The 21,210-nt window shown below is 47.5% G+C and carries 17 protein-coding genes; 9 read left to right on the top strand and 8 right to left on the bottom strand.

The window, feature by feature from the left end; translation table 11 throughout:
- Position 1: 1 nt before the first annotated feature.
- Together BMW94_RS03560 and BMW94_RS03565 are read right to left on the bottom strand one after the other, a co-directional pair.
- The gene (locus BMW94_RS03560) at positions 2–682 is read right to left on the bottom strand and encodes a DUF4956 domain-containing protein (RefSeq protein ID WP_090994578.1); all 681 of its coding nucleotides are present in this window, start codon (positions 680–682) and stop codon (positions 2–4) included.
- Positions 675–1,493: a polyphosphate polymerase domain-containing protein gene (locus BMW94_RS03565; protein ID WP_090994580.1), complete on the bottom strand. Its 819-nt coding sequence runs from the start codon at positions 1,491–1,493 to the stop codon at positions 675–677. The genes BMW94_RS03560 and BMW94_RS03565 overlap by 8 nt, the downstream gene beginning before the upstream one ends.
- A gap of 262 nt (positions 1,494–1,755) precedes the next feature.
- On the opposite strand from BMW94_RS03565, the gene BMW94_RS03570 reads away from it, so the two are divergent.
- From BMW94_RS03570 to BMW94_RS03580, 3 genes are read left to right on the top strand one after another with little or no spacing between them, the layout of a single operon-like run.
- Positions 1,756–2,433 carry a response regulator transcription factor gene (locus BMW94_RS03570; protein ID WP_090994582.1) on the top strand — a complete coding sequence of 226 codons (678 nt, stop codon included), beginning with the start codon at positions 1,756–1,758 and terminating at the stop codon, positions 2,431–2,433.
- Positions 2,433–3,740, top strand: coding sequence for a sensor histidine kinase (locus BMW94_RS03575; protein ID WP_090994584.1), 1,308 nt, complete (start codon positions 2,433–2,435; stop codon positions 3,738–3,740). Before BMW94_RS03570 ends, BMW94_RS03575 begins: the two co-directional genes overlap by 1 nt.
- 60 nt (positions 3,741–3,800) lie before the next feature.
- Complete coding sequence (locus BMW94_RS03580) at positions 3,801–4,109, top strand: hypothetical protein (protein ID WP_090995140.1); 309 nt, start codon at positions 3,801–3,803, stop codon at positions 4,107–4,109.
- Between the two features lie 127 nt (positions 4,110–4,236).
- Here the strand turns inward: BMW94_RS03580 and BMW94_RS03585 are convergent, their stop codons facing one another.
- Complete coding sequence (locus BMW94_RS03585; protein WP_090994586.1) at positions 4,237–5,004, bottom strand: SDR family NAD(P)-dependent oxidoreductase; 768 nt, start codon at positions 5,002–5,004, stop codon at positions 4,237–4,239.
- Positions 5,005–5,199: 195 nt separating this feature from the next.
- Here BMW94_RS03585 and BMW94_RS03590 point away from each other — a divergent pair, with 195 nt between their 5' ends.
- Positions 5,200–5,838 (top strand): TetR/AcrR family transcriptional regulator, encoded by a 639-nt coding sequence (locus tag BMW94_RS03590; protein ID WP_090994588.1) that lies wholly within the window; start codon positions 5,200–5,202, stop codon positions 5,836–5,838.
- 19 nt (positions 5,839–5,857) lie between these two features.
- On the opposite strand, the gene BMW94_RS03595 is transcribed toward BMW94_RS03590, so the two are convergent.
- On the bottom strand, positions 5,858–6,370 hold the full coding sequence (locus tag BMW94_RS03595; RefSeq protein ID WP_090995143.1) for an acyl-CoA thioesterase: 513 nt from the start codon (positions 6,368–6,370) through the stop codon (positions 5,858–5,860).
- Between the two features lie 208 nt (positions 6,371–6,578).
- A complete protein-coding gene (locus BMW94_RS03600) occupies positions 6,579–7,202 on the bottom strand; it encodes an acetate uptake transporter (RefSeq protein WP_062322933.1) in 624 nt (207 codons plus the stop codon).
- 361 nt (positions 7,203–7,563) lie between these two features.
- Here BMW94_RS03600 and BMW94_RS31110 point away from each other — a divergent pair, with 361 nt between their 5' ends.
- Both BMW94_RS31110 and BMW94_RS03610 read left to right on the top strand, forming a co-directional pair.
- A complete protein-coding gene (locus tag BMW94_RS31110; protein ID WP_090994590.1) occupies positions 7,564–12,759 on the top strand; it encodes a rhamnogalacturonan lyase family protein in 5,196 nt (1,731 codons plus the stop codon).
- A 345-nt stretch (positions 12,760–13,104) separates the two neighbouring features.
- Positions 13,105–13,281 (top strand): aspartyl-phosphate phosphatase Spo0E family protein, encoded by a 177-nt coding sequence (locus BMW94_RS03610; protein WP_090994592.1) that lies wholly within the window; start codon positions 13,105–13,107, stop codon positions 13,279–13,281.
- A gap of 125 nt (positions 13,282–13,406) precedes the next feature.
- Here the strand turns inward: BMW94_RS03610 and BMW94_RS03615 are convergent, their stop codons facing one another.
- Positions 13,407–14,336 (bottom strand): response regulator, encoded by a 930-nt coding sequence (locus BMW94_RS03615; protein ID WP_090994594.1) that lies wholly within the window; start codon positions 14,334–14,336, stop codon positions 13,407–13,409.
- A gap of 451 nt (positions 14,337–14,787) precedes the next feature.
- Between BMW94_RS03615 and BMW94_RS03620 the strand changes: the two genes are divergently transcribed.
- Entirely contained in the window at positions 14,788–16,218 is a 1,431-nt protein-coding gene (locus tag BMW94_RS03620; protein WP_090994596.1) for an alanine/glycine:cation symporter family protein, read from the top strand.
- A 137-nt stretch (positions 16,219–16,355) separates the two neighbouring features.
- On the opposite strand, the gene BMW94_RS03625 is transcribed toward BMW94_RS03620, so the two are convergent.
- Positions 16,356–17,195, bottom strand: coding sequence for a methyl-accepting chemotaxis protein (locus BMW94_RS03625; RefSeq protein ID WP_090994598.1), 840 nt, complete (start codon positions 17,193–17,195; stop codon positions 16,356–16,358).
- 287 nt (positions 17,196–17,482) lie between these two features.
- Here BMW94_RS03625 and BMW94_RS03630 point away from each other — a divergent pair, with 287 nt between their 5' ends.
- Positions 17,483–18,175, top strand: a complete 693-nt coding sequence (locus BMW94_RS03630) for a Crp/Fnr family transcriptional regulator (protein WP_090994600.1) — start codon at positions 17,483–17,485, stop codon at positions 18,173–18,175.
- A 148-nt stretch (positions 18,176–18,323) separates the two neighbouring features.
- Here the strand turns inward: BMW94_RS03630 and pepT are convergent, their stop codons facing one another.
- Entirely contained in the window at positions 18,324–19,562 is a 1,239-nt protein-coding gene (gene pepT / locus BMW94_RS03635) for a peptidase T (protein ID WP_090994602.1), read from the bottom strand.
- 433 nt (positions 19,563–19,995) lie between these two features.
- On the opposite strand from pepT, the gene BMW94_RS03640 reads away from it, so the two are divergent.
- A complete protein-coding gene (locus BMW94_RS03640) occupies positions 19,996–21,030 on the top strand; it encodes an NADH:flavin oxidoreductase/NADH oxidase (RefSeq protein ID WP_090994604.1) in 1,035 nt (344 codons plus the stop codon).
- Positions 21,031–21,210 lie beyond the last annotated feature (180 nt).

A 21,210-nucleotide genomic window follows, 5' to 3' on the forward strand; every position in this document is an offset into this window, starting at 1 on the left:
TTTAATATTCTGGTGTTGGACTCATAGTTAACGAGATATCCAGATTTCCGTTTCGTGTACGAATTGCATCCAAGAATTCCTTTTGGCTTACACTTTCGTGAATGGTAACACTGTATACAAGCTCGTACAGACTGCCGAGTTCGGTCGTTCTGATTTTTTTGAGATCAAAAGGTACGTTAAATTTATGGAACACTTCGTTCAGTGCTTCTTCGTAGCTCAAGTTTTCCGGAATGGTTACTTTCAGCGTTTTTTGCAGTGCTTTTCTTCCTCCGAAGTTGAAGCGGCTCAGGACAAACATCAGTACACAGAGGATGATGGTAAACAATACAGCATAACCGAATGCGCCTACACCGCAGGCAAGACCGGAAGCCATGGTGAACAGAACATAAGCAATATCTTTCGGGTCACCAGGCGCACTTCTGAATCGGATGATGGAGAAGGCACCGGCGAGGCTGAATGCACGGGCAATGTTGCTGCCGATCAGAAGAATGATGATGGCTACGATGACTGGCAAGACGACCATAGTTAGTGTAAAGCTTTGGGAATATGTGCTCTGATTGGTCTTCATGTACGTAAGGCTGATGATGACCCCCATGATGATGGCAAGTCCGATCGTTAGAATCGCATTACTAAAAGTTAGGGTGGTGTCTGTTGAAGCTGAGCTGAAAATGGAATCAAGCATATACTACACGCTCTCTTTCTGTGATTGTTTTTTCTTGTTCTATGGATGGGTTGAAATCGGTACCCGGCAGCAATTCTCGTTCAGTCTGGTAGTTCAGGTTGGTGGTTCTGGCCAGATGTCTGTACTCATTGCCGTATTTCGAGAATCCGGTGCGGTAAAGACCGTGTTCGGATAACAGTTGGGAGAGCCACATCGGAACGGTTTTCTCGGCTTTCACTTCCATCAACCAGCGTCCGTCTTTCACCAGCGGTTCACCGTAATCTCCCTGCTCCAGCTTCAGATCATATCTGCGACTGCGGATGTTGGTATCAAAGGTGATGCGCAGATCGCGGCTGTTCTTGTCGAACAACGCCTTGCGTTCATAAGCCAAATACACTTTTGGTTCCAGATCGTACAGCCGGAGGAAGTACTTGATCTCTTCGACAACCTGTTTGTTCATGTAATCGGCGAGATCTGGCGCTTTGCCTGTCCGAACGAATTCGTAGGCCTCATCCAGCTTCAGGGCAGTTCGGCGTTTGTTCACCAGGCCAAATACTTTCTTTTTGATCTCCAGATAAACCTTCGCATTCTCTTCAGGAACTCCGTATGCCCGCAGTCTCAGCTTCTCCTTGTATTTGGGTTTGGAGAGACTGGCGCGGATCAGGGAATCCTGCGGAGTGTCGAAGTACAGATTGCTGATGGAGTAAAACTCGTGTTTCTTGTTAAAGGCGTCCAGCTCCATATACTTCAGCAGGTCGGTGTAGAAGTTCTCGTATTGCTCATCTGTCAGGAGGTACTTGCTCTCATATCGATTGAATACTTCAATTGCCATTGGGGTTCAGTCCTTTCATCCATGTTTTGTATGTTTTGTTGCATCGTGTATTGCTTCCATGTCTGTATCTTAGAGCGCCAACCTTGAATGAATCTTAAATGATTTTACATTCCGTTGATCTTTTTTTACCTTCATTTAATATTCCGCTAATATTCCGCGAAAAAAGTTAAATTAAGATTGATTCAAGGTTCGGTTGCTACAATCGTTGGTATAATAGAATGACATAGACCGAAACCAATTTATGCAGAGGAATGAAGAACCGATGAGAATACTAATTGCGGAAGATGAGGTTCATTTGGCGGAAGCCGTATCGCAAATATTGAAGAAACACAATTACTCTGTAGACATGGTGCATGACGGGAGATCGGGTCTGGATTATGCGCTGAGCGGAATCTATGATCTGTTGCTGCTCGACATCATGATGCCGGAAATGGACGGGATGACTGTGCTGAAAAAACTGCGCAGTGAAGGCAATCATACCCCTGTCATTCTGCTCACAGCCAAAGGAGAAATTTCAGATAAAGTGACCGGGCTGGATTATGGAGCCGATGATTATATAGCAAAGCCCTTTGCCACGGAGGAATTGCTCGCACGAATTCGGGCAGCCCTGAGAAGGAAGGGAGAGGTCATTCCAGAGGATGGATTGAAATTCGGTGACATCGAACTAAACACGACGCAGCTGAAGCTGAGTGTTCAAGGCAAGGAGATCAAGCTGAATTTGAAGGAAAATGAACTACTGGAACTGTTAATCACGCGCAAACAGGCCATTACTTCCAAAGAGCAGATTATTGAGAAGTTATGGGGTTTCGATTCCGAAGTGGAGTATAACAATGTGGAGGTGTACATTTCGTTTTTACGCAAAAAATTAACCTTCCTGAACTCCTCGGTCCGCATCAATACGATTCGGGGTGTGGGGTACGTACTTGAGGTGACGTCCTGATGTTCAAGCAACTCAGAAACCGATTTCTGATCGTGAACCTGGTATCCATCTCGATTATGATGCTGGTTGCCTTTGCCACGATCTACATCATTACGTACCAGAATGTACAACGGGAAACTAACATGGAGCTTTTCAAAGTGTCCGATTTCTATCACAGTCCTTACAGCAACTCCAAAATTCCACGCGGAGGGGAGGGGGGCTCTGGAACGGGAACAGGGACGCTACCATCCGATTCCATTGGAAACGGAGCACCGGGAAGTGATCCGATTTCACCGCCAGGACGCTCCGTATCGTTCATGGTCAAGACGGACAGTGAATGGAAAATTACGGATGCATACTCCAGGTTTGATATGGATGACACGTTCTATTCCGAAGCTTTGCAAAAGGTGAATAAAGTCGACGATCTGGATCGGAAGACCGGACAGTTTACACTGAATGGAACAGACTGGGCTTATGTGATCGACCCGAGCAGCACAGGGCATATGATTGTGTTCATGGATGTGACGGCCCCACAGGGCATCCTTACGAATCTGATTTATACTTTTGCCATCGTAGGTTTGATCATGCTGATCGTCATCTTTTTCCTGAGCCGTTATTTCGCCAATCGCTCCATTACCCCTGTTAAGGAAGCCTTCGAAAAGCAAAAGCAGTTCATAGCCGATGCATCGCATGAGTTGAAAACGCCGCTGGCGATCATTAATACCAACACGGATGTGCTTCTCGCCAACCGGGAGGATACGATTGCGAATCAGGCCAAATGGCTTCATTACATCAAATCGGAGACGGAACGCATGTCAGGACTGACGAATGATCTGTTATATCTGACTCAAATTGACGATTCGCGATCCGCGATGATTCATACCAAATTCAATATGAGCGATGCGGTGGAGACGATCATTTTGACGATGGAAGCCGTGATTTTTGAGAAAAATGTATGCCTGGACTATAGCATTGAGCCGCAGCTCATGGTCCATGGCAACAGCGAACAGATCAAGCAGGTCATTCTGATTCTGCTCGATAATGCCGTGAAATACTCCAGAGCCAAAGGCTCGGTCAATGTATCGTTGAAGAAACAGAACAATGACGTCATGCTGGCCGTTTCCAACACGGGAGAAGGCATTGCGCCTGAGCATCTGGACCGGATCTTCGACCGCTTCTATCGCACCGATGCCTCCAGAGCACGGAAAAATGGTGGACATGGATTGGGTCTAGCCATTGCAAGGTCGATTGTGGAGCAGCATAAAGGTGAGATTTACGCCCGCAGTGTGGTAGGGGAAGGTGCAACATTTTACGTTCGTTTATCCTAGGGATAAGGAATAAGGCATGTCTGTTCTGGGTTAACCTATGCTACAATGGCAACAGAACGTATGAATCAAGGAGCTGACTGTAACGTGACTGAAGCAAACTCTATTAATGAACAGGAAATGAAGGCATATATTGCGGAGAAAACGAAAGCAAGCGAAGCGAATATCGCTCTTGTCCTGAAGCATGAGCAGGCGTACATTAACAAGGCGCATGAAAATGCCAAAGGCGACGTGGATATCGACGGTGACGATCTGGCCGACTACATTTTGAGCCGTAAAGATGTAAAGCTGGATGAACTGACCGTTGAAGGCATACTGGATGCTGAAATGGACTACTTGATGGAAAAAGGTCTCGCAGGCTACGTGGATTAAATTTAAATCAATCTATTAAAAAAATGACCTCAGCCTCCACGTTATTGTGGGATTTGAGGTCATTTTGGATTGTGCATTCGCAATTACCTTTTAAACCGCCAGCCCCGTTGGACTAGCCCTATTCTTCTTATTGACCCATCATACCGCCATCGACAGTATAGAGCGAAGCGGTGACATACGAAGCTTCTTCAGACAACAGGAAGTTCATGATAGCTGCGACTTCTTCCGGTTCACCATAGCGGCCCATCGGAATTGCGGATACGGTAGCGGATTGATAATCTTCCACATTACCGGAGTTTGCTTCGATTTGGCGCATCATGCGGGTATTAATGGTGCCTGGCAATACCGCGTTAACCCGAATACCATGAGGCGCGAGTTCATTCGCTGCTGTGCGAGTGAGGCCAATCACGGCATGTTTGGACATAATATATGGAGATACGGCTGGAGCGCCCATCAGACCTGCAAGGGAAGAGGTATTCAGGATCGCACCAGATTTTTGTTTTTTCATGACAGGGATGACGTTCTGCAAACCAAGGAATACACCGCGCACATTGACGTTATATACGAGGTCGAGGGCTTCAACGCTCAGATCTTCGATCAGTCCGGTTGGACCTTCAATGCCGGCATTGTTGGCAAAATAATCGATTCGGCCAAACGTATCAAGTGCTTGCTGCACATAGTTTTTCACGTCGGTTTCCTGAGATACGTTTGCTTTCACCGCAATGACGTGCTCTTTGTCGAGTTTCAGATCCGTGATGGTTTGCTGGATGGCTTCTTCGTTCAGATCGACCAGCACCAGATTAATTTTGCGTTCAGCAAGGCGGCGTGCCAATTCTTTGCCGATGCCTCCGGCTGCTCCTGTAATCACGGCTGTTTGGGTATATGATGTACTCATCATGTATTCGCTCCTTATAAAATGTAATCAGGTGAACTGTGTGTGAACGTTCAACCTGTGGTCTATCGTTCCTATCTCAATGTTAAGATATACATAGAAATGTGACAATCATCATTGACAGCGCATATGTCAGCTATCGGACAGAGATGTAAGCGGTGTTCATTTAGGTTACAATAATGGACAGAGGAGGTGGAAATGTTGATTATTGAACACCCTCAGGATCGGAGAGCACGAAGAACGCAGGATGCCATCATTGCTGCGGCGGTTTCTTTGATATTGGAAAAGGGAGCTGAAGCCGTCACGATTCGTGACATTACGGAGCGGGCGGATTATAACCGGGGAACGTTCTATTTACATTTTCCTGGCAAACCCGAGCTATTGCAATTCATTCTGGATGATTTCATGCAGGGCGTGGGACAAGCTTATGCATCACCTTACGCCGAGTTAAAAGAAGTGGATATGACGGCATTACTGCCATCAACCATGCCTGTATTTGAATATATCGAAGCGCACCAGGACATCTTTCGAGCCTTGATGACGATGCATGGGGATATGGGAACCAGACTCTGCAACATGTTCAGAACATATTTAACCGAGGATTTTGTATTGGTGACCGAAGACAGCGAATACACCATTAATTACGACATTATGTTAAGTTACCTGGTATCTGCAACCGTTGGCGTGATTATGCACTGGGCGGAGATTGGGTTCAAGTATTCTGCCCACTACATGGGGGAGCAGTTGACCGCGCTAATTAATATCAAACCGACCCGTCTCCTGATTGAACCAGGGCAGAAGGGCCGGACCATTCATGAACGCATGCTTCAGGACTAAATAGCGCGTGCTCGGTTCTCTATTCCCAGGGATAACTAACGGTGAGGAAGTCGGCGAATTTTTTGCTTTCTTCCCTCCGTTGTTTCCGCATGGCCGCCCGAGCTGGAGCAGTCTCGTATAATTTCTTCTCTTCCTCCGTCTCTGGAATGATGCGAGGAACAAGGAGTTTACGGTTATTTTCATCCAAAGCGACAAAGGTAAGGAATGCGGTCGCCGCAATCTTCTTCTCCCCCGTCTTCAGATCCTCACGGATGACCTTCACAAAAACTTCCATGGAGCTGCGTCCTGTCCAGGAAACAAACGATTCCAGTGTCACCGAATCTGTCGGATTAATCGGATACAAGAAATCGACCGAGTCGGTGGAAGCCGTAACGGTGTTCACCCGGCACAGCTTGGAAGCGGTGATGGATGCAATATCATCAATATAGGACATCAGCTTCCCGCCAAACAAGGTATTATGGTTATTTACATCGGTTGGAAATACTCTTGCCGTCTTGAAACAACGTGTTTCGCGCACATACTTTCTCTCCACTTGATCTGATTCCGTAGGTTTAGGTATCTCTCTCATTCTTTGTAGTCCTCCTGACAGTATGGCTGATGGACTCTGCAAGATATGCCGCGTCCATCCTCTCTATATGTTAGTTCTAGTATAGGTGTCGGTCACATCCCTATTCAAGTGAAGCAGGATGCAAAAAAACCGCCAGGCGCGGACCGGCGCGCTGGCGGTTTGATGCTGTATATTAAGCCTTGGGTCTGAAAATGCCAGACGGCTTGCCGATAGGCAAGAACGTATAGCCGAAGTGAGCGTTCAGTACGGAAGCGCCTGTGCCGTATAACGACACGATTCCGATTCCCATTTCAGCATAAGCTGCGATGGTATGGAAGATATGAGGAGCTACGCCGAAAGCGTCAAAGGTCAGGCCAAGGAACAGGAAGTCAATGAGAATGAAAATGATGAGCAGTACTTTGTTGGCTTCCACGGCACCCAGCGTCATGAACAGGGTGAACACGAGATATCCGGCAAAAGCAAATCCGAGCTGCTTGCCATCTGCCTGTTCCGCAAGAGTGGAGCCAAATACGCCCATTTTGATCAGCCAGTTGGCACCCATCGCGAACCAGAAGAATGCGTATGCGCCGAAGGCAGTTGTACCGAAGGTATTGTTGCGTTTGGAATCTTGAATGCAAGCGAACAGCTGCGCAAAGGCACCGAGGAAAATCGCCCAAGGAATAGCGTAGCTGAGGCCGTCTGTAATGCCAAGCTTTTGGGAGGAAGCGACCAGAGTGACGATGGCCAACCCAAATAATCCCATCGCGCTGGGATCGGCGTTTATGATTTTAACTTTAGTCTGTGAATCGGTTTGCATGGTGTTGATGAGCCTCCAAATAATCAAATCAGGATGATCCGTTCGAACTGAACCGTCCTCTATATTTCGTAATTTGTATCCGCCTGGTCCGGACACACACATCGCCCTATTGTACCTGAATGTATTTCGTATGAAAAGGGATTTTATTACCTTTTGGAGCATGAGCCGTTCCCTTGTAAGGCTTGTGTTAGAGATCATGAACGAAGAAATCGGTTTATTGGTGGAAAAAGACGGAAAATTACATGTTCATTCGCTGAAAGAAGGGATAGTATCGAATAGGAATGCAAGCGCTTACTTATCGGTTGTACCATCGTTCTGGCTTTAATCATTCAATGATGAGGAAACGAAAGGATGGGTGTTCATGATCGCGAAGACGCGGCGGGTTGGCCTGGTTTTGCTCCTGTGGGTATTTACAACTTCCAGTCTGGGGTGGGGAACAATGTTTGGCACACCAACAGCAAGTGCAGCCGCATCGGCTGATGAAGCTGCGAATGGAGGGACTTATAAATTCGACTTTGGTTCAGGAGCTGTTGCGAATGGATATACAGGTGTGGACGCGACATCTGCATATTCGGCGGAACGTGGCTATGGATTCACCGATGTGTCCAAAGTAACGGTACAGGATCGGGGTACAAGTGATCCGATTAAATCGGATTTTGCCAAAATTGCCGATGGGGGCGGATTTAAGGTGGATCTGCCGAGCGGTGATTATACCGTCTCCCTAGTTGCTGGCGACAGTGCAGCCAATACAGATATTGCCATCAAAGTGGAGAGCATGAACAAGATTCAGCAGAATACCAAGCCAGCGGGTGAATATCTGGAGATGAGCTTCGATATCGCCCTGGTGGATGGGCAAATGAACTTTGAATTCTCCGGCACGGCCGCTAATATCAATGCGCTCGTGATCACCAAACAACAGGAACGCGAGGCAGGGAACAAACCAGCTGTGTACCTTGCGGGTGACTCCACGATGCAGACGTATAATCCATATTGGGAGCCCCAAGCAGGTTGGGGGCAAATGTTCCCGTCCTTTTTCAGTGATGCCGTGGAGATTAAGAACCATTCCATCGGTGGACGCAGCTCCAAATCCTTTATTTTCGAAGGCCGATTGGATGAGATTCTGCGCCTCATTCGTCCGGGAGATTATCTGTTCGTGCAGTTTGGACACAACGATGCAACGATCAGTGTTCCTGACCGATATGCTTCACCCGCCGATTACAAAAACTATCTGAAAACATATATAGACGGCGTGCAGCAGCGGGGAGCTACCCCAATTCTGGTCACCCCAATGGGTCGCAGGGACTTTAACGCAGACACAGGCAAGTTTAATGTATCCTTCCCTGAATATGTGCAGGCGATGAAAGAGGTGGCTTCGGAGAAAAATGTGAAGCTGATCGATCTGAGCGCACTCAGCATTGCGTACTATGATTCCATTGGACCGGAAGCGACGTTGTCTGTCTTCCTCCATGTATCACCAGGCATCTATCAGGCATTCCCGAACGGGGCAACGGATAATACGCACTTCCAGGAATATGGAGCGATTCAGATTGCCCGTCTGGTTGCAGGTGCGGTTCGTGAACTGGATCTGCCATTATCGGAAGCGGTTCAGGATGCTGAAGTTCCGGCTGAATTGCCTGCAAAACCGGCTGGATTGAAGGCAGGCAGCATCAGCAACGCGGGAGCGGTATTGAAATGGACGGCGGATGACACCGCAGACATCTACAAAGTATACCGTAAGCTCTCAACAGAGCCGGAAACTGCCTACAAGCTGGCAGGAACGGCAACCGTACCTACTTTAACGTTAAGCGGTTTGGTTGAAGGTAAGTCGTACACGGTTCGTGTAACCGCTGTGAATGGCCGCGGCGAATCCGATCCTTCGGATGAAGTCAGCTTCACCACCAAATCGGCAGCGTATCGATATGACTTTGGCCCGGTAGGTTCTCCGGTAGCTGAAGGCTATACGGAAGTCAATCGGAACACGCTGTATACGCCTGAACGCGGTTATGGATTAACGTCTTCCGCTAATATGGCGGATCGGGATCGTGGCAGTGCGACGGATAATCTGCGTCGCGACTTCGTGATCTATTTTAACGGCTCATATGAATTCAAAGTGGATCTGCCGAATGGTACCTATTCAGTCAAGACGTACACTGGGGACTGGATTGGTTCAGCAAAAACCAACATTAACATCGAAGGCAAAGATTATGGGACCGTATCCTCCGGTGCTCAGAATATTGCCGAAAAAGTGATCAACCAGATTACCGTGCAGGACGGGCAGATGAATCTGGTCTTCAGTGGGGCTACAGCGCATCTCAACGGACTTGAGATTACACCTGTATTGGTGGCCCCTTCCAATCTGAAACTGAATGGCCTGGATCTGGAGAGTGATCCGATCACCGCTGCATTGTCGTGGGATGCTATTGCTGATGACGTACAGTATAAGGTATACCGTCAGTCAACCGGAGCGGCCAAGGCCGAACTGCTGGCAACCACGGATGCAACAACCTACACCGATAACAAGATTGACTTGGGCATGAATTACGTATATACGGTAACGGCTGCGGATCGTACAGGTACGGAATCAGTAGCATCCAATGCATTGCCTGTATCGACGATTGATTCATCTGTAGAGAAGGCGGAAGTCCCTTCAGGCCTGTCGTTACAAAGCATCAACAAAAATGACGTCTCCTTCACATGGACGGAATCAGCAGGAGCGCGTGCATACCAAATCTATCGTGCTGTGAAGCAGGATGGGCCGTATGATCTAATCGCTCGCACCAAGGAGACGGCATACACAGACTCCACCATTCTCAGCACCATTCCTTATTTCTATAAAGTGGCGTCTGTGAATGCGGGAGGGGTATCCGAACTTTCGGCTGCACTCGAAACACCAGTAGCAACGACGCTGAATCGTGAAATGGAGTATCTGGACCGTGCTCCGGTCGCTGTACAAACAGAAAACGGCAACTATATCGGCTGGCGCATGCTGGGCCTGGATGCCGAGACCATTGCTTTCAATCTGTATCGGGATGGTGTGAAGCTTAACGATGAACCGATAATGGGAAGCACCAACTTTACGGATGCCGAAGGCACCGATGCGTCCAAATACCGGGTCATGACGGTAGAGAACGGCATTGAAAAAGCGGCAACAAAGGAATTCGGCGTTTGGCAGGAGCAGTATCTATCTATACCTCTGCAAAAGCCTGCTGATGCCTATACGAAAGACGGACAGCCGTATTCGTATTATGCGGGTGATGCCAGCGTGGGCGATGTCGATGGTGATGGCGAATATGAGATTATTCTGATGTGGTCGCCAAACAACGGCAAGGATAACTCCCAATCCGGATATACCGGTATTGTCTATATGGATGCCTATAAGCTGGATGGAACAAGATTGTGGCGCATCAATATGGGACCGAATATTCGTGCGGGTGCGCATTACTCTCCATTCCTGGTTTATGACTTCGATGGCGATGGCAGAGCCGAACTGATGATGCGTACCGCAGATGGTACCGTCGATGGACAAGGGAAGGTCATTGGTGACGCTAATGCAGACCACCGGAATAGTTCGGGCTACGTTCTGCTTGGTGATGAATTCTTAACGGTGTTCGATGGTGAAACCGGAGCAGCACTGGATACGGTGGACTATGATCCGCCGCGTGGAGATGTTGCTTCCTGGGGCGATGGCTATGGAAACCGGGTGGACCGTTTCCTCGCGGCGGTAGCGTATCTGGATGGCGAACATCCAAGTGCGATGTTCAGCCGTGGATATTATACGCGTACTGTGCTGGCGTCCTACAATTTCCGTGATGGAAAGATAAGCAAAGTATGGCGTTTTGACTCAAGCGACGATGGCTACGGCGAGTATGCAGGCCAAGGGAATCACAATCTCTCGGTTGCAGATGTGGATGGTGACGGCAAGGATGAGATTACATTTGGTGCGATGGCCATCGACGATAATGGCAAACCGCTCTACAATACGAAACTAGGTCATGGTGATGCCATGCATCTGAGTGATCTGGACCCGACACGTCCAGGACTCGAAGTGTTCGACGTACACGAACATAAAGATTCTAAGTATGGTATGGAAATGCGCGATGCGGCTACAGGTGAAATCCTCTGGGGTGTGTTCACGGGCATCGATACCGGACGGGGCATGGCTGCCGATATTGATCCCAATTATCCGGGGTCTGAAGTGTGGGCTGCAACCATTACCAATGCTGAGCATATTCCAATCACCGGGCTATACAGTGCTCAGGGGGAACTGATCACGACGAAGATTCCATCGTCCACTAACTTCGGCATCTGGTGGGACGGTGACCTGCTGCGTGAGCTTCAGGATGATATTCGTATCGACAAATGGGATGCCCAGAACCAAACGACAGTTAATCTGCTGACGGCAACAGGTGCAGCTTCGAACAATAGCACCAAAGCGAACCCGAGTTTGCAGGCAGATCTGTTTGGAGACTGGCGTGAAGAAGTGATGTGGCGCAGTCAGGACAGCTCGGAATTACGCATTTATACAACGACAGATGAGACGGATGTGCGTATTCGCACGTTGATGCATGATCCGGTCTACCGCCTTGGGGTAGCTTGGCAAAATGTAGCCTATAACCAGCCGCCACATACCGGCTTCCATCTTGGAGTAGGCATGGAGCAGCCAGCGGCACCGAATATTCGTTATGTCGGTGCTCCGCAAGAAACAGAAGATACGACACCTCCGGTCATTACCGGCATGCCTGCGGAACAGATGAGTGAAGAGGATGTGCTCCAAGTTGATGTGAAGGCAGAAGATCCGGAGTCCGGAATCACTCTTCTGGAATTGACATGGGACGGTGAGTCCGTAGAACAGGGGGATGAGATTGCACTGACGGGTCTGGTGGGAAAACACACCTTTACTGCCAAAGCAGTGAACGGCGCGGGACTCATCACCGAGCTTTCCGTGGAAGTGACAGTCATCGCCGCAGACCAAGCCACAGGTGCACCGGGTGTACCTTCCTTGTCCGACGATAATCAACATGGCGACGGTTTGGCCGATGGAACATACACCATTACGATGAATATGTGGTGGGGGAATAATGGTACACAGTACAAATTGTATGAGAACGGTGAACTGATCGATACGCAGAAGCTCACGGCCTCAAGCCCTTCTGCCCAAAAGGCATCTACGGATATTTCGGGACGGGTAAACGGTACGTATGTATATACTTGCGAACTGATCAATTCAAAGGGAACGACCGAATGTGCTCCACATACCGTAATCGTTCGTGATGCAGCACCAGCGAAGCCGGTGCTCTCTCATGACAACTGGGATGGGGATGGAAATTACACCATTACGATGAATATGTGGTGGGGCACAAATGCCACCTCCTATCGTCTGTCTGAGAACGGTCAAGAGATCGACAGCCAACCGTTGACTGCAGCATCCCCGAATGCACAGACAGCAACGGCAGTGATCAAAGACCGTGCACCTGGCGAGTATGAATATGTTGTGGAATGGATCAACGAAAGTGGATCGGTTTCAAGTGAAGTCATCACAGTGAAGGTCACACATTGATTAAAGGGATTTAACGTTTAAGCACCTCTCTATCGATATAGGGTATCCCCTTGGGTAAGCCTGTAGATCGAGAGGTGCTTTTTTGTTTTTTTAACATACACAATAATGACACATTTGTTTGAAAATGAAGTTAGTGGGGAAAATTTGCTCGTGGAATTGTAATCTCTCCTTCAATTAGGCGTAGCAGAGCCATTTTCGGATTGTCTTCTAGGGATAGCTATAGAGACTTTCAAAAATTGGAGAAGGATACAAAACATCCATGTGAACTATGCCATATGTTAATCCAACTATAGATTGACAGGAAAACCTAAAATGTAACACAGAAATAAGGAGGGATCAGGTGCGATGGTTATGAGTTTTGAATTGAAAAATCAAATAGAGAAAGCCAGACGTAACCTTCATATGTTGGTAGAGCATAACGAGGGTAGATTTGGACATCCCGATGTGCTTCAGCAGTCCATGGTACTGGATGAATTGATCAATGAGTATAATCGAATGAATCTAAGCAAGCCCAGGGCTTGATGGATATAGATAAGCTTTTTTTGCAAACATGCACACATGATAATAGCTGGAACAGGCAGCAGGAAGGAAGAACGAATGCTGTATCATTCCAGTTCAATCATGAGCGCATGTTTTTTGTTTGCTCCTCAATGCAACAGCCGCTTGGCTTCCAGATACAGTACCTGAACGAACTTTTTGGTATTAATGCGGGTCTGAGACAAGGAGGGCTCCACATTGTTTTGCAGCTCCAGCATTTTCTTGCGTATCTCCGTAAAGTCAAAGAACTTCGACGCGTAATTCTCAAACTTCGGATGTGTGTAATCCGTGAGTCCGAGCGATACGACATGGCTTAATGTTTGGAAAATGGCACGGCGAACGCGCTGCTCGGATGCTTTGATCTCCTTCGTTACTTCCGCTGATGAGGCATCGGAGCCCAGCTTGCGTATGGCTACATTCTGGAAGATATCCTTAAGTGACGGGAATGTGTATGGAGAGAGCTTGTGTTCCTCCGTTTCAATCTGCTCCAGGTATTCCAGCATGTCCAGCAGATCTCTGCTGCCGGCTTCTCCGATCATACCCATCTCGGATAACAGGAAATGTCCTGCGGTTGTAATCGTTTTGTCGGGGGCTGGTGTTGAAGCACGTTCGGAAGATTGCAGTCTGGACAGTCCTTGCAGCGTACGCTGAATATCTGCGATGGATTGCTGCATGCGCAGACGTTCGTCCACCAGACGCAGAACAGACAGGATCTCCAGCCGATTAATCGGCTTCGTAATATAATATTCGATGCCAAGCGAATAGGCTTCCCCAATCATATTTTTCGACTCAATCTGGGAGATCATCACGATCTTGCCATCGAACCTTCCTTCAAGCGCACGTATCGTCTGAATCCCGTCTCGCTGCGGCATGAGCAGATCAATCAGCAGTACATCCACCTTATGCAGCTCCAGCAGTTCAGCATGAATATGAGCTCCATCTTCGGCTTCTCCCACAATCTCGCCGAGCCCCTCATCTTCAATGATATCCATCAGCATGGATCGAACCCCAGGATCATCATCCACAATAAAATAACGCATTTCCGTGTCCTCCTCTCTGATTAAGCTTTAATCCTATATATTCCATTCTCTGCATCTATAAATGATCTTTCCCTGCTATTGATGTCCCCTATTATCATACTTGGTTGTATATCCCGATGTGAAGACCCGTATATGCTGATCAATATGTCAGATAAAGTGACAGTGGATGGATAAACGTTGCTTATTTATAAAAAATTTAAATGATTCGGTGTAGGTATTTGTCGATTTCCGTAGATGACCCTGTAGTATAGGTAACATCCGAAAGTGTGGATTCCGAGATATGCAGAATGGTACAAACGGATGCTCTTAACCTATCGTACTTCAGCTGGAAGCTGTCCATCTGAGGTGATAGAACTGCATGCCTTTATGAAGTAGTATGAGAAATTTTCGCTCAGTCATACAGCTGGGAAACGCTTTTTTAACGAACCATCAACGAAAAGGGGCATTGCCAATGGAGCAAACAATACAAGATATTATTGCAGTTTTCAATGATTTTCTGTGGTCCAAGCTGTTAATCATCTTGTTGGTCGTATGTGGTTTGTATTTTACGACCAAGACCCGGTTCATGCAATTCCGCATGATTGGGGATATGGTGAAAGTGCTCAAGGAGCCGAAAAGTAAGGAGCCCGGCAAAATTTCGCCGTTTCAGGCATTCTGTATCAGTATGGCAGCCCGCGTGGGAACCGGAAATATTACCGGCATTGCACTGGCAATCGCACTGGGGGGGCCCGGGGCTGTATTCTGGATGTGGGTTATCGCGATTTTTGGTTCGGCTTCGAGTTTTGTGGAGAGTACACTTGCTCAAATTTATAAAATCAAGGATAAGGGTGGATTCCGCGGGGGCCCGGCTTATTATATGGAGCGTGGTCTTGGGAAACGCTGGATGGGGATATTGTTCGCAATTCTCATCACGTTGTCGTTCGGTTTGGTCTTTAATGCGGTGCAGTCCAACACAATCACAGTGGCATTCAAAAATTCATTTGGGATTGATCGGTTGACGGTGGGTATTATTATGGCCGTTGTGTTTGCTGCAATCATCATGGGTGGTGTTAAACGGATTGCCAAGGCGTCCGAATACATCGTCGTTGTTCTTGCTGTGCTGTATATTGGCGTGGCTGCATTTGTTGTTCTGTCGAACATCACACAGCTTCCGGCCATGATTGCGCTGATTGTGAAAAATGCCTTCGGCATAGAACAGGTCGCTGGTGGTACACTTGGAGCCGCGTTGATGAATGGTGTCAAACGTGGTTTGTTCTCCAACGAGGCCGGTATGGGTAGTGCGCCGAATGCTGCGGCTACGGCGGATACAACACATCCGGTCAAACAAGGGCTCATTCAGGCGTTTGGCGTGTTGACGGATACCTTGATTATTTGTACAAGCACGGCCATGATTATTTTGCTATCAGGCGTGTACAAAGGTTCCAATCTGGGTGGAATTGAATTAACTCAAGCGGCGTTAAGTGTGCATATGGGTTCATGGGCGTCTGGATTTTTGGCAGTCATGGTGTTCCTGTTTGCCTTTAGTACGCTCATCGGGAATTATTACTACGGGGAGACCAATATTGAGTTTATCAAATCCAATAAGGTCTGGCTGTGGGTATACCGTGTGTGTGTCATCGCGATGGTGCTGTTCGGCGCTGTTGCCAAGGTCCAGCTGGTATGGGATTTGGCGGACCTGTTTATGGGGCTGATGGTTGTGGTGAATCTGATTGCCATCCTGATGCTGTCCAAGGTGACATTCGATGCGCTGAAGGATTACAAGAAACAAAAGGCCGAAGGACGTGACCCGATCTTTACTCGGGACCGTATTCACATTCCGGGCGAAGTGGAATGCTGGGAGTCGGAGGCCGAGGTAGTAGGGACTCCGCATACACCACGATAAAAAGACAAATGAAACAGGACTTGGAATTTCCGTCACGGGGACGGGGATTCCAAGTCCTGTTTATTACATATAAAGTAGTTAATGTTCAGTATATCTGGTGGAATGGGTAACCATCCTATCGGGAGATGTACCTGCCCTTAATCGTTCACAGAGTAACTGATGAGTTGCTCGGACAGAGCTTTCATACGTTCTCCCGCTTCATTCAGCTTCTCAATGACATCCGTGAAGGATGATACGAGCGTAGCTTGCTCCTGAGAAGAAGCTGCAATCTGGGAAACTTCGACTTCCATCTGTTTAATAACCTGTTGTACGTCTCTCAAGCTAATATCGATATCGCTGGTAGCCTGTTTGGCATCGACCGAAAGTTTGCGAACTTCCGTTGCGACTACACCAAAGCCTGCCCCGGCTTCACCTACACGCGCAGCTTCGATAGCGGCATTGAGCCCAAGCAGGTTGGTCTGTTCCGAGATTTCACGAATGAATCCTGCTACCTTGTTGATCTGGGAAGAGTTCTGTACTGCAAGACGTGTATTCTCCAGAATTTGTTCGCTGGTGGCCTGCAATTCTTCCGCATGAGCGGCAACGTGCTGGACCATTTCAACCAGGTTTCCATTAATCGTTTGGTTTTCTTGTATAATAGCTTCAAGCTGATTCTGGTTCGACTGATCATACGATACGCAGAAAATAGCGACGACCTGATGATTGTCATCAAAGATCGGTATATTAAGAACATCCAGCTCGATACCGTAGTATTCTGCCGGCAGATGGGTGAGAGAGGCTTCGTTTCCGTTCTTGAGAGCGGTGAAGTTCTTATATCCATCCAAAAGAGGATCACCTTCGTTGAATCCAAGATTAAACTTATCGGTCGAGACAGAATACAATACCTTTTCGTGATCATACACCGTTAGACTGGCTGGTTCTCTAAGAATCAGACGGATATAAGGCATTACTTTCAAAAGAGCATCTACAACGTTCATGGTAAGTCGAACCATCCTTTCACTATGTGAATTCTAAAATTAGCAGTTGTAACTATGCTTATTACTTTATCTTTCATCGGATAAGAGTGCGCTATCATGTACGCCTTTTTTCATAAAATATTGTCATTTCTAGGGCTGAACATTAAAATATTTCCCATTTAGATTAGTGTTTTGGATATAAGTTCTAGTTGTAACTATTTTTATATCAAGATATTCGTACGCACCTATATCATTTATGGGACATGTGTCCAGTGTATATGTAGAACTACACAGGGGGTTTATCGGATATGAGAGAAATCATGGACTTTGAATTACTGCGCCAGCTTGCGCGGGAGCATGGCCTGGATCAGGTGCTCGACGAACCTGCGCTTGCTGAATTAAGGTTGCTCGAAGCCTCTAAAGGCGAGATTATATGTGCCAAAGGTGAACGTCCCGAGCGATTATATTTTCTCGTCCAGGGTAAGCTCAAGATTTATACAACACTGCCGAACGGCAAGTCTTTGTTGCTTCGTTTCAGTATGCCGCCTGCGCTGGTAGGGGATCTGGAGCTGGTCAATGGCAAGGAAGCCAAAAACACGGTGGAATCGGTCAACAAGAGTCTGCTGCTCGGTGTAAGTTATCGCTATCTCAAGAATACATATGCTGAAAACCCGAAGTTTCTCCATTTTATGCTCAGCCATGTGACCCACAAATTATATACCTTCTCGAATCTGTCGAGTCTCAATCTGCTATATCCCGTCGAGAGCCGTTTTGCAAGCTATTTGCTGTCCACGATGGAGCAGGGGGAGCAGATCACAGAAGAAATTCAGACCTCCAAGCTGACAGAGCTGGCGGATATGCTGGGCACGAGCTATAGACACTTGAACCGGGTCATCCATGACCTCTGCGACCGTGAAATCATCCGCAAAGAACAGCGTAACATTGTCATCTGCAATCTGGAGCAGCTGCGCGAAATTGCGGGAGGTAATATGTACGAATGAATAAGGATAGATCTGCTACTGCTTTCTTAAACCATCAGTACGACAAAAACACCCTCTGCATGTCCTATGCCAGAGGGTGTCCCGCTTCCACCTGTCGGTGGATGATCCGTTTTAATTGCCGTGCTGTAGCTTTATGTTTATGTTCGAATTAAACATCTCCACGCTGTTCGAATAGTTGAGCAATTTCCACGATAACCTGTGTGGCCTTCACCATATTATCCACCGATACATATTCGAATTTGCCGTGATAGTTCTCTCCGCCCGTGAAGATGTTGGGTGTAGGCATACCCATGTAAGAGAGCTGGGAACCGTCTGTACCCCCGCGAATCGGACGGATGACAGGCTCGATATCCAGGCGAGTCATCGCTTCATGTGCAATATCGACGATCTGGCGCACAGGTTCGATTTTCTCACGCATGTTATAGTATTGATCATTCAATTCAATGGAAATGCTTTTCTCGCCATATTTGCTTTTCAATTCGCCCACGACATCCAACAAATACGCTTTACGTTTCTCAAACTTCTCCCGGTCGAAGTCCCGGATGATGTAGCTCATCTTGGTCAGTTCGACGTCTCCCTCGATGGATAACAAATGATAGAATCCTTCATAACCTTCTGTGAATTCGGGAGCTTCCTCCGCAGGCAATCGGCGGTTCAACTCCATCGCAATTTTAGCGGAATTGACCATCTTGTTTTTGGCTGTGCCCGGGTGCACGTTGGTGCCCCGTACTGTAATTTTGGCAGCCGCCGCGTTGAAACTTTCGTATTCCAGCTCACCGAGAGGTCCGCCGTCCACCGTGTAGGCATATTTGGCTCCAAAAGCAGGGACATCAAACTTATGCGGCCCACGGCCAATCTCTTCATCCGGGGTAAAAGCAACACGAATCTTTCCGTGTTTCACTTCCGGGTGGTCAATCAGGTAGGCCATCGCCGTCATGATCTCGGTTATGCCGGCTTTATTGTCTGCACCAAGCAGTGTTGTGCCATCTGTTGTAATCAGGGTGTGGCCTTTATATTCACGCAGTTCAGGGAAATCCGTGGTGGATAACACCACATCCAGTTCCTGATTCAGCACAATATCCTGTCCATCATAGTTGTCGATGACCTGTGGTTTGACATCTTTGCCTGTGAAGTCGGTTGCTGTATCCAGATGAGCGAGGAAACCAATCACGGGAACATCCTTGTCTGTGTTGGATGGCAGTGTCGCCATCACATAGCCGTTATCATCCATGGTCACTTCCTGCAAACCAATGGATTTGCATTCCTCAACCAGGTATTTACCCAAGACCAGCTGGCCTGGTGTGGAAGGACAGGTTTCACTATTTTCATCGGATTGTGTATCCATTTGAGCATAGGTTGTCAGTCTTTGAATTAAAATATCTTTCACCAGTAATCGCTCCTTTGGCTTCGGTTAGTATATAAGTTGACCACCTATTTTACACTATCACTACGAGGTCAGAATAACCTTCTGATCGCTGTTACTCCAGTTTATCCTGCCCTCTCCGTTTTCGTGTAACCGTTAGGTACAACTTATATAAAGTGGGTATAGTATAACCTGTATGTCTGTATGGCTATCATATCATGTTTTGGGTCCGTATCGAGTTGTGGTGGATGCATCAGGGGATAGGAATGACTAGGTATCAAAAAGGGTACTATCTCACAAAAAAGTACGTACTTGTTTTTCTATAGGTTAGGTTCATAATAGTGATTGAGGATTTGGAGCAGGACAACTGCGGCAAGCATGGGCAGCTGTTTTCCCATCTGGAAAACAAGGAATTGCCTCAACATATATCATCATATTGAATAGGAGATGTAATTGAATGACAGAGAAATTATTTTCCCCGTATCAACTTAAGGGACTTCAATTAAATAACCGTGTCGTCATGGCGCCGATGTGCCAATATTCCGTTACTGCCAAAGACGGTAATCCGAACGATTGGCATCAGGTACACTATGTAAGCCGTGCGGTTGGGGGTACAGGGTTGATCGTGATTGAGATGACGGATGTTGATCCGGACGGACGTATTACCGACAATGATCTGGGCATCTGGTCAGATGAACACATTCCTGCCTTTACCAAGCTGGTGGATGGCATTCACGCTTATGGCTCCAAGGTGGCCATTCAGATCGCGCATGCTGGACGTAAAGCAGAGGATGCGGCTCGACCTGTAGCTCCATCGGTAGTTACCTTCCCTGGAGAGAGCTTCAATACGCCACACGCTTTAACTACAGAGGAAACACAAGCCATGGTACAGAAGTTTGCGGACGGTGTTCGCCGTGCAGTAGCTGCCGGGGTTGATGCCATTGAGCTGCATGGTGCACATGGTTACCTCATTCACCAATTCCATTCTCCGCTGATGAACCATCGCGAGGATGCATATGGACAAGATCTTTCCCGTTTTGGTGTCGAGATTATTCGTGCAGTGAAAAAAGAAATGCCGGAAGATATGCCGCTGATTATGCGGATTTCGGCAGTGGAATACGCTGATGGCGGATATGATATTGATCATACCATTGAAATTTCCCGAGCTTATCAGGCAGCAGGCGTGGATATGTTCCACATTAGCTCTGGTGGTGAAGGACCTTCTGGACAACGTAAACCGGGCAACTACCCTGGTTACCAAGTACCGTTTGCTCGTCGGTTCCGTGAAGAACTGAACGTTCCTGTCATTGCGGTAGGTATGCTTGAGGATTCAGCTCTGGCTCAAGCGGTTATCGGCAACGGTGATGCAGATCTGGTCGCGGTTGGCAGAGGCATGCTGCGTGATCCATACTGGGCAACTCATGCAGCTCTGGAACTGGGTGTTAGCAAAGATAAAGCAGCTATCGCACAGCCTTATTCCCGCGGGTATTGATCTTAATTAGAACATTTATATAAATGCAATTAATAAGGGATGTCCCATAAGTCATGAACATGACGGAGGACATCCCTTTTTAGCATCATTACAATCTAACGAATCGAGCAGCTGTTATTAGCTGCAATTTCCACAGGTTCGCAGTTTAACGAATCGTAGGCACGTTACTTCCTCGATCTT

The sequence above is a fragment of the Paenibacillus sp. OK003 genome (assembly GCF_900109515.1).
Lineage (GTDB): Bacteria > Bacillota > Bacilli > Paenibacillales > Paenibacillaceae > Paenibacillus > Paenibacillus marchantiae.

Coding starts and splice junctions, on each gene's coding strand:
- BMW94_RS03600 (WP_062322933.1), bottom strand. CDS start 7,202: ATGCAAACCGATTCACAGACTAAAGTTAAAATCATAAACGCCGATCCC.
- BMW94_RS03640 (WP_090994604.1), top strand. CDS start 19,996: ATGACAGAGAAATTATTTTCCCCGTATCAACTTAAGGGACTTCAATTA.
- BMW94_RS03585 (WP_090994586.1), bottom strand. CDS start 5,004: ATGAGTACATCATATACCCAAACAGCCGTGATTACAGGAGCAGCCGGA.
- BMW94_RS03590 (WP_090994588.1), top strand. CDS start 5,200: ATGTTGATTATTGAACACCCTCAGGATCGGAGAGCACGAAGAACGCAG.
- BMW94_RS03620 (WP_090994596.1), top strand. CDS start 14,788: ATGGAGCAAACAATACAAGATATTATTGCAGTTTTCAATGATTTTCTG.
- BMW94_RS03625 (WP_090994598.1), bottom strand. CDS start 17,195: ATGAACGTTGTAGATGCTCTTTTGAAAGTAATGCCTTATATCCGTCTG.
- BMW94_RS31110 (WP_090994590.1), top strand. CDS start 7,564: ATGATCGCGAAGACGCGGCGGGTTGGCCTGGTTTTGCTCCTGTGGGTA.
- BMW94_RS03610 (WP_090994592.1), top strand. CDS start 13,105: ATGGTTATGAGTTTTGAATTGAAAAATCAAATAGAGAAAGCCAGACGT.
- BMW94_RS03630 (WP_090994600.1), top strand. CDS start 17,483: ATGAGAGAAATCATGGACTTTGAATTACTGCGCCAGCTTGCGCGGGAG.
- BMW94_RS03560 (WP_090994578.1), bottom strand. CDS start 682: ATGCTTGATTCCATTTTCAGCTCAGCTTCAACAGACACCACCCTAACT.
- BMW94_RS03580 (WP_090995140.1), top strand. CDS start 3,801: ATGAATCAAGGAGCTGACTGTAACGTGACTGAAGCAAACTCTATTAAT.
- BMW94_RS03575 (WP_090994584.1), top strand. CDS start 2,433: ATGTTCAAGCAACTCAGAAACCGATTTCTGATCGTGAACCTGGTATCC.
- BMW94_RS03570 (WP_090994582.1), top strand. CDS start 1,756: ATGAGAATACTAATTGCGGAAGATGAGGTTCATTTGGCGGAAGCCGTA.
- BMW94_RS03565 (WP_090994580.1), bottom strand. CDS start 1,493: ATGGCAATTGAAGTATTCAATCGATATGAGAGCAAGTACCTCCTGACA.
- BMW94_RS03615 (WP_090994594.1), bottom strand. CDS start 14,336: ATGCGTTATTTTATTGTGGATGATGATCCTGGGGTTCGATCCATGCTG.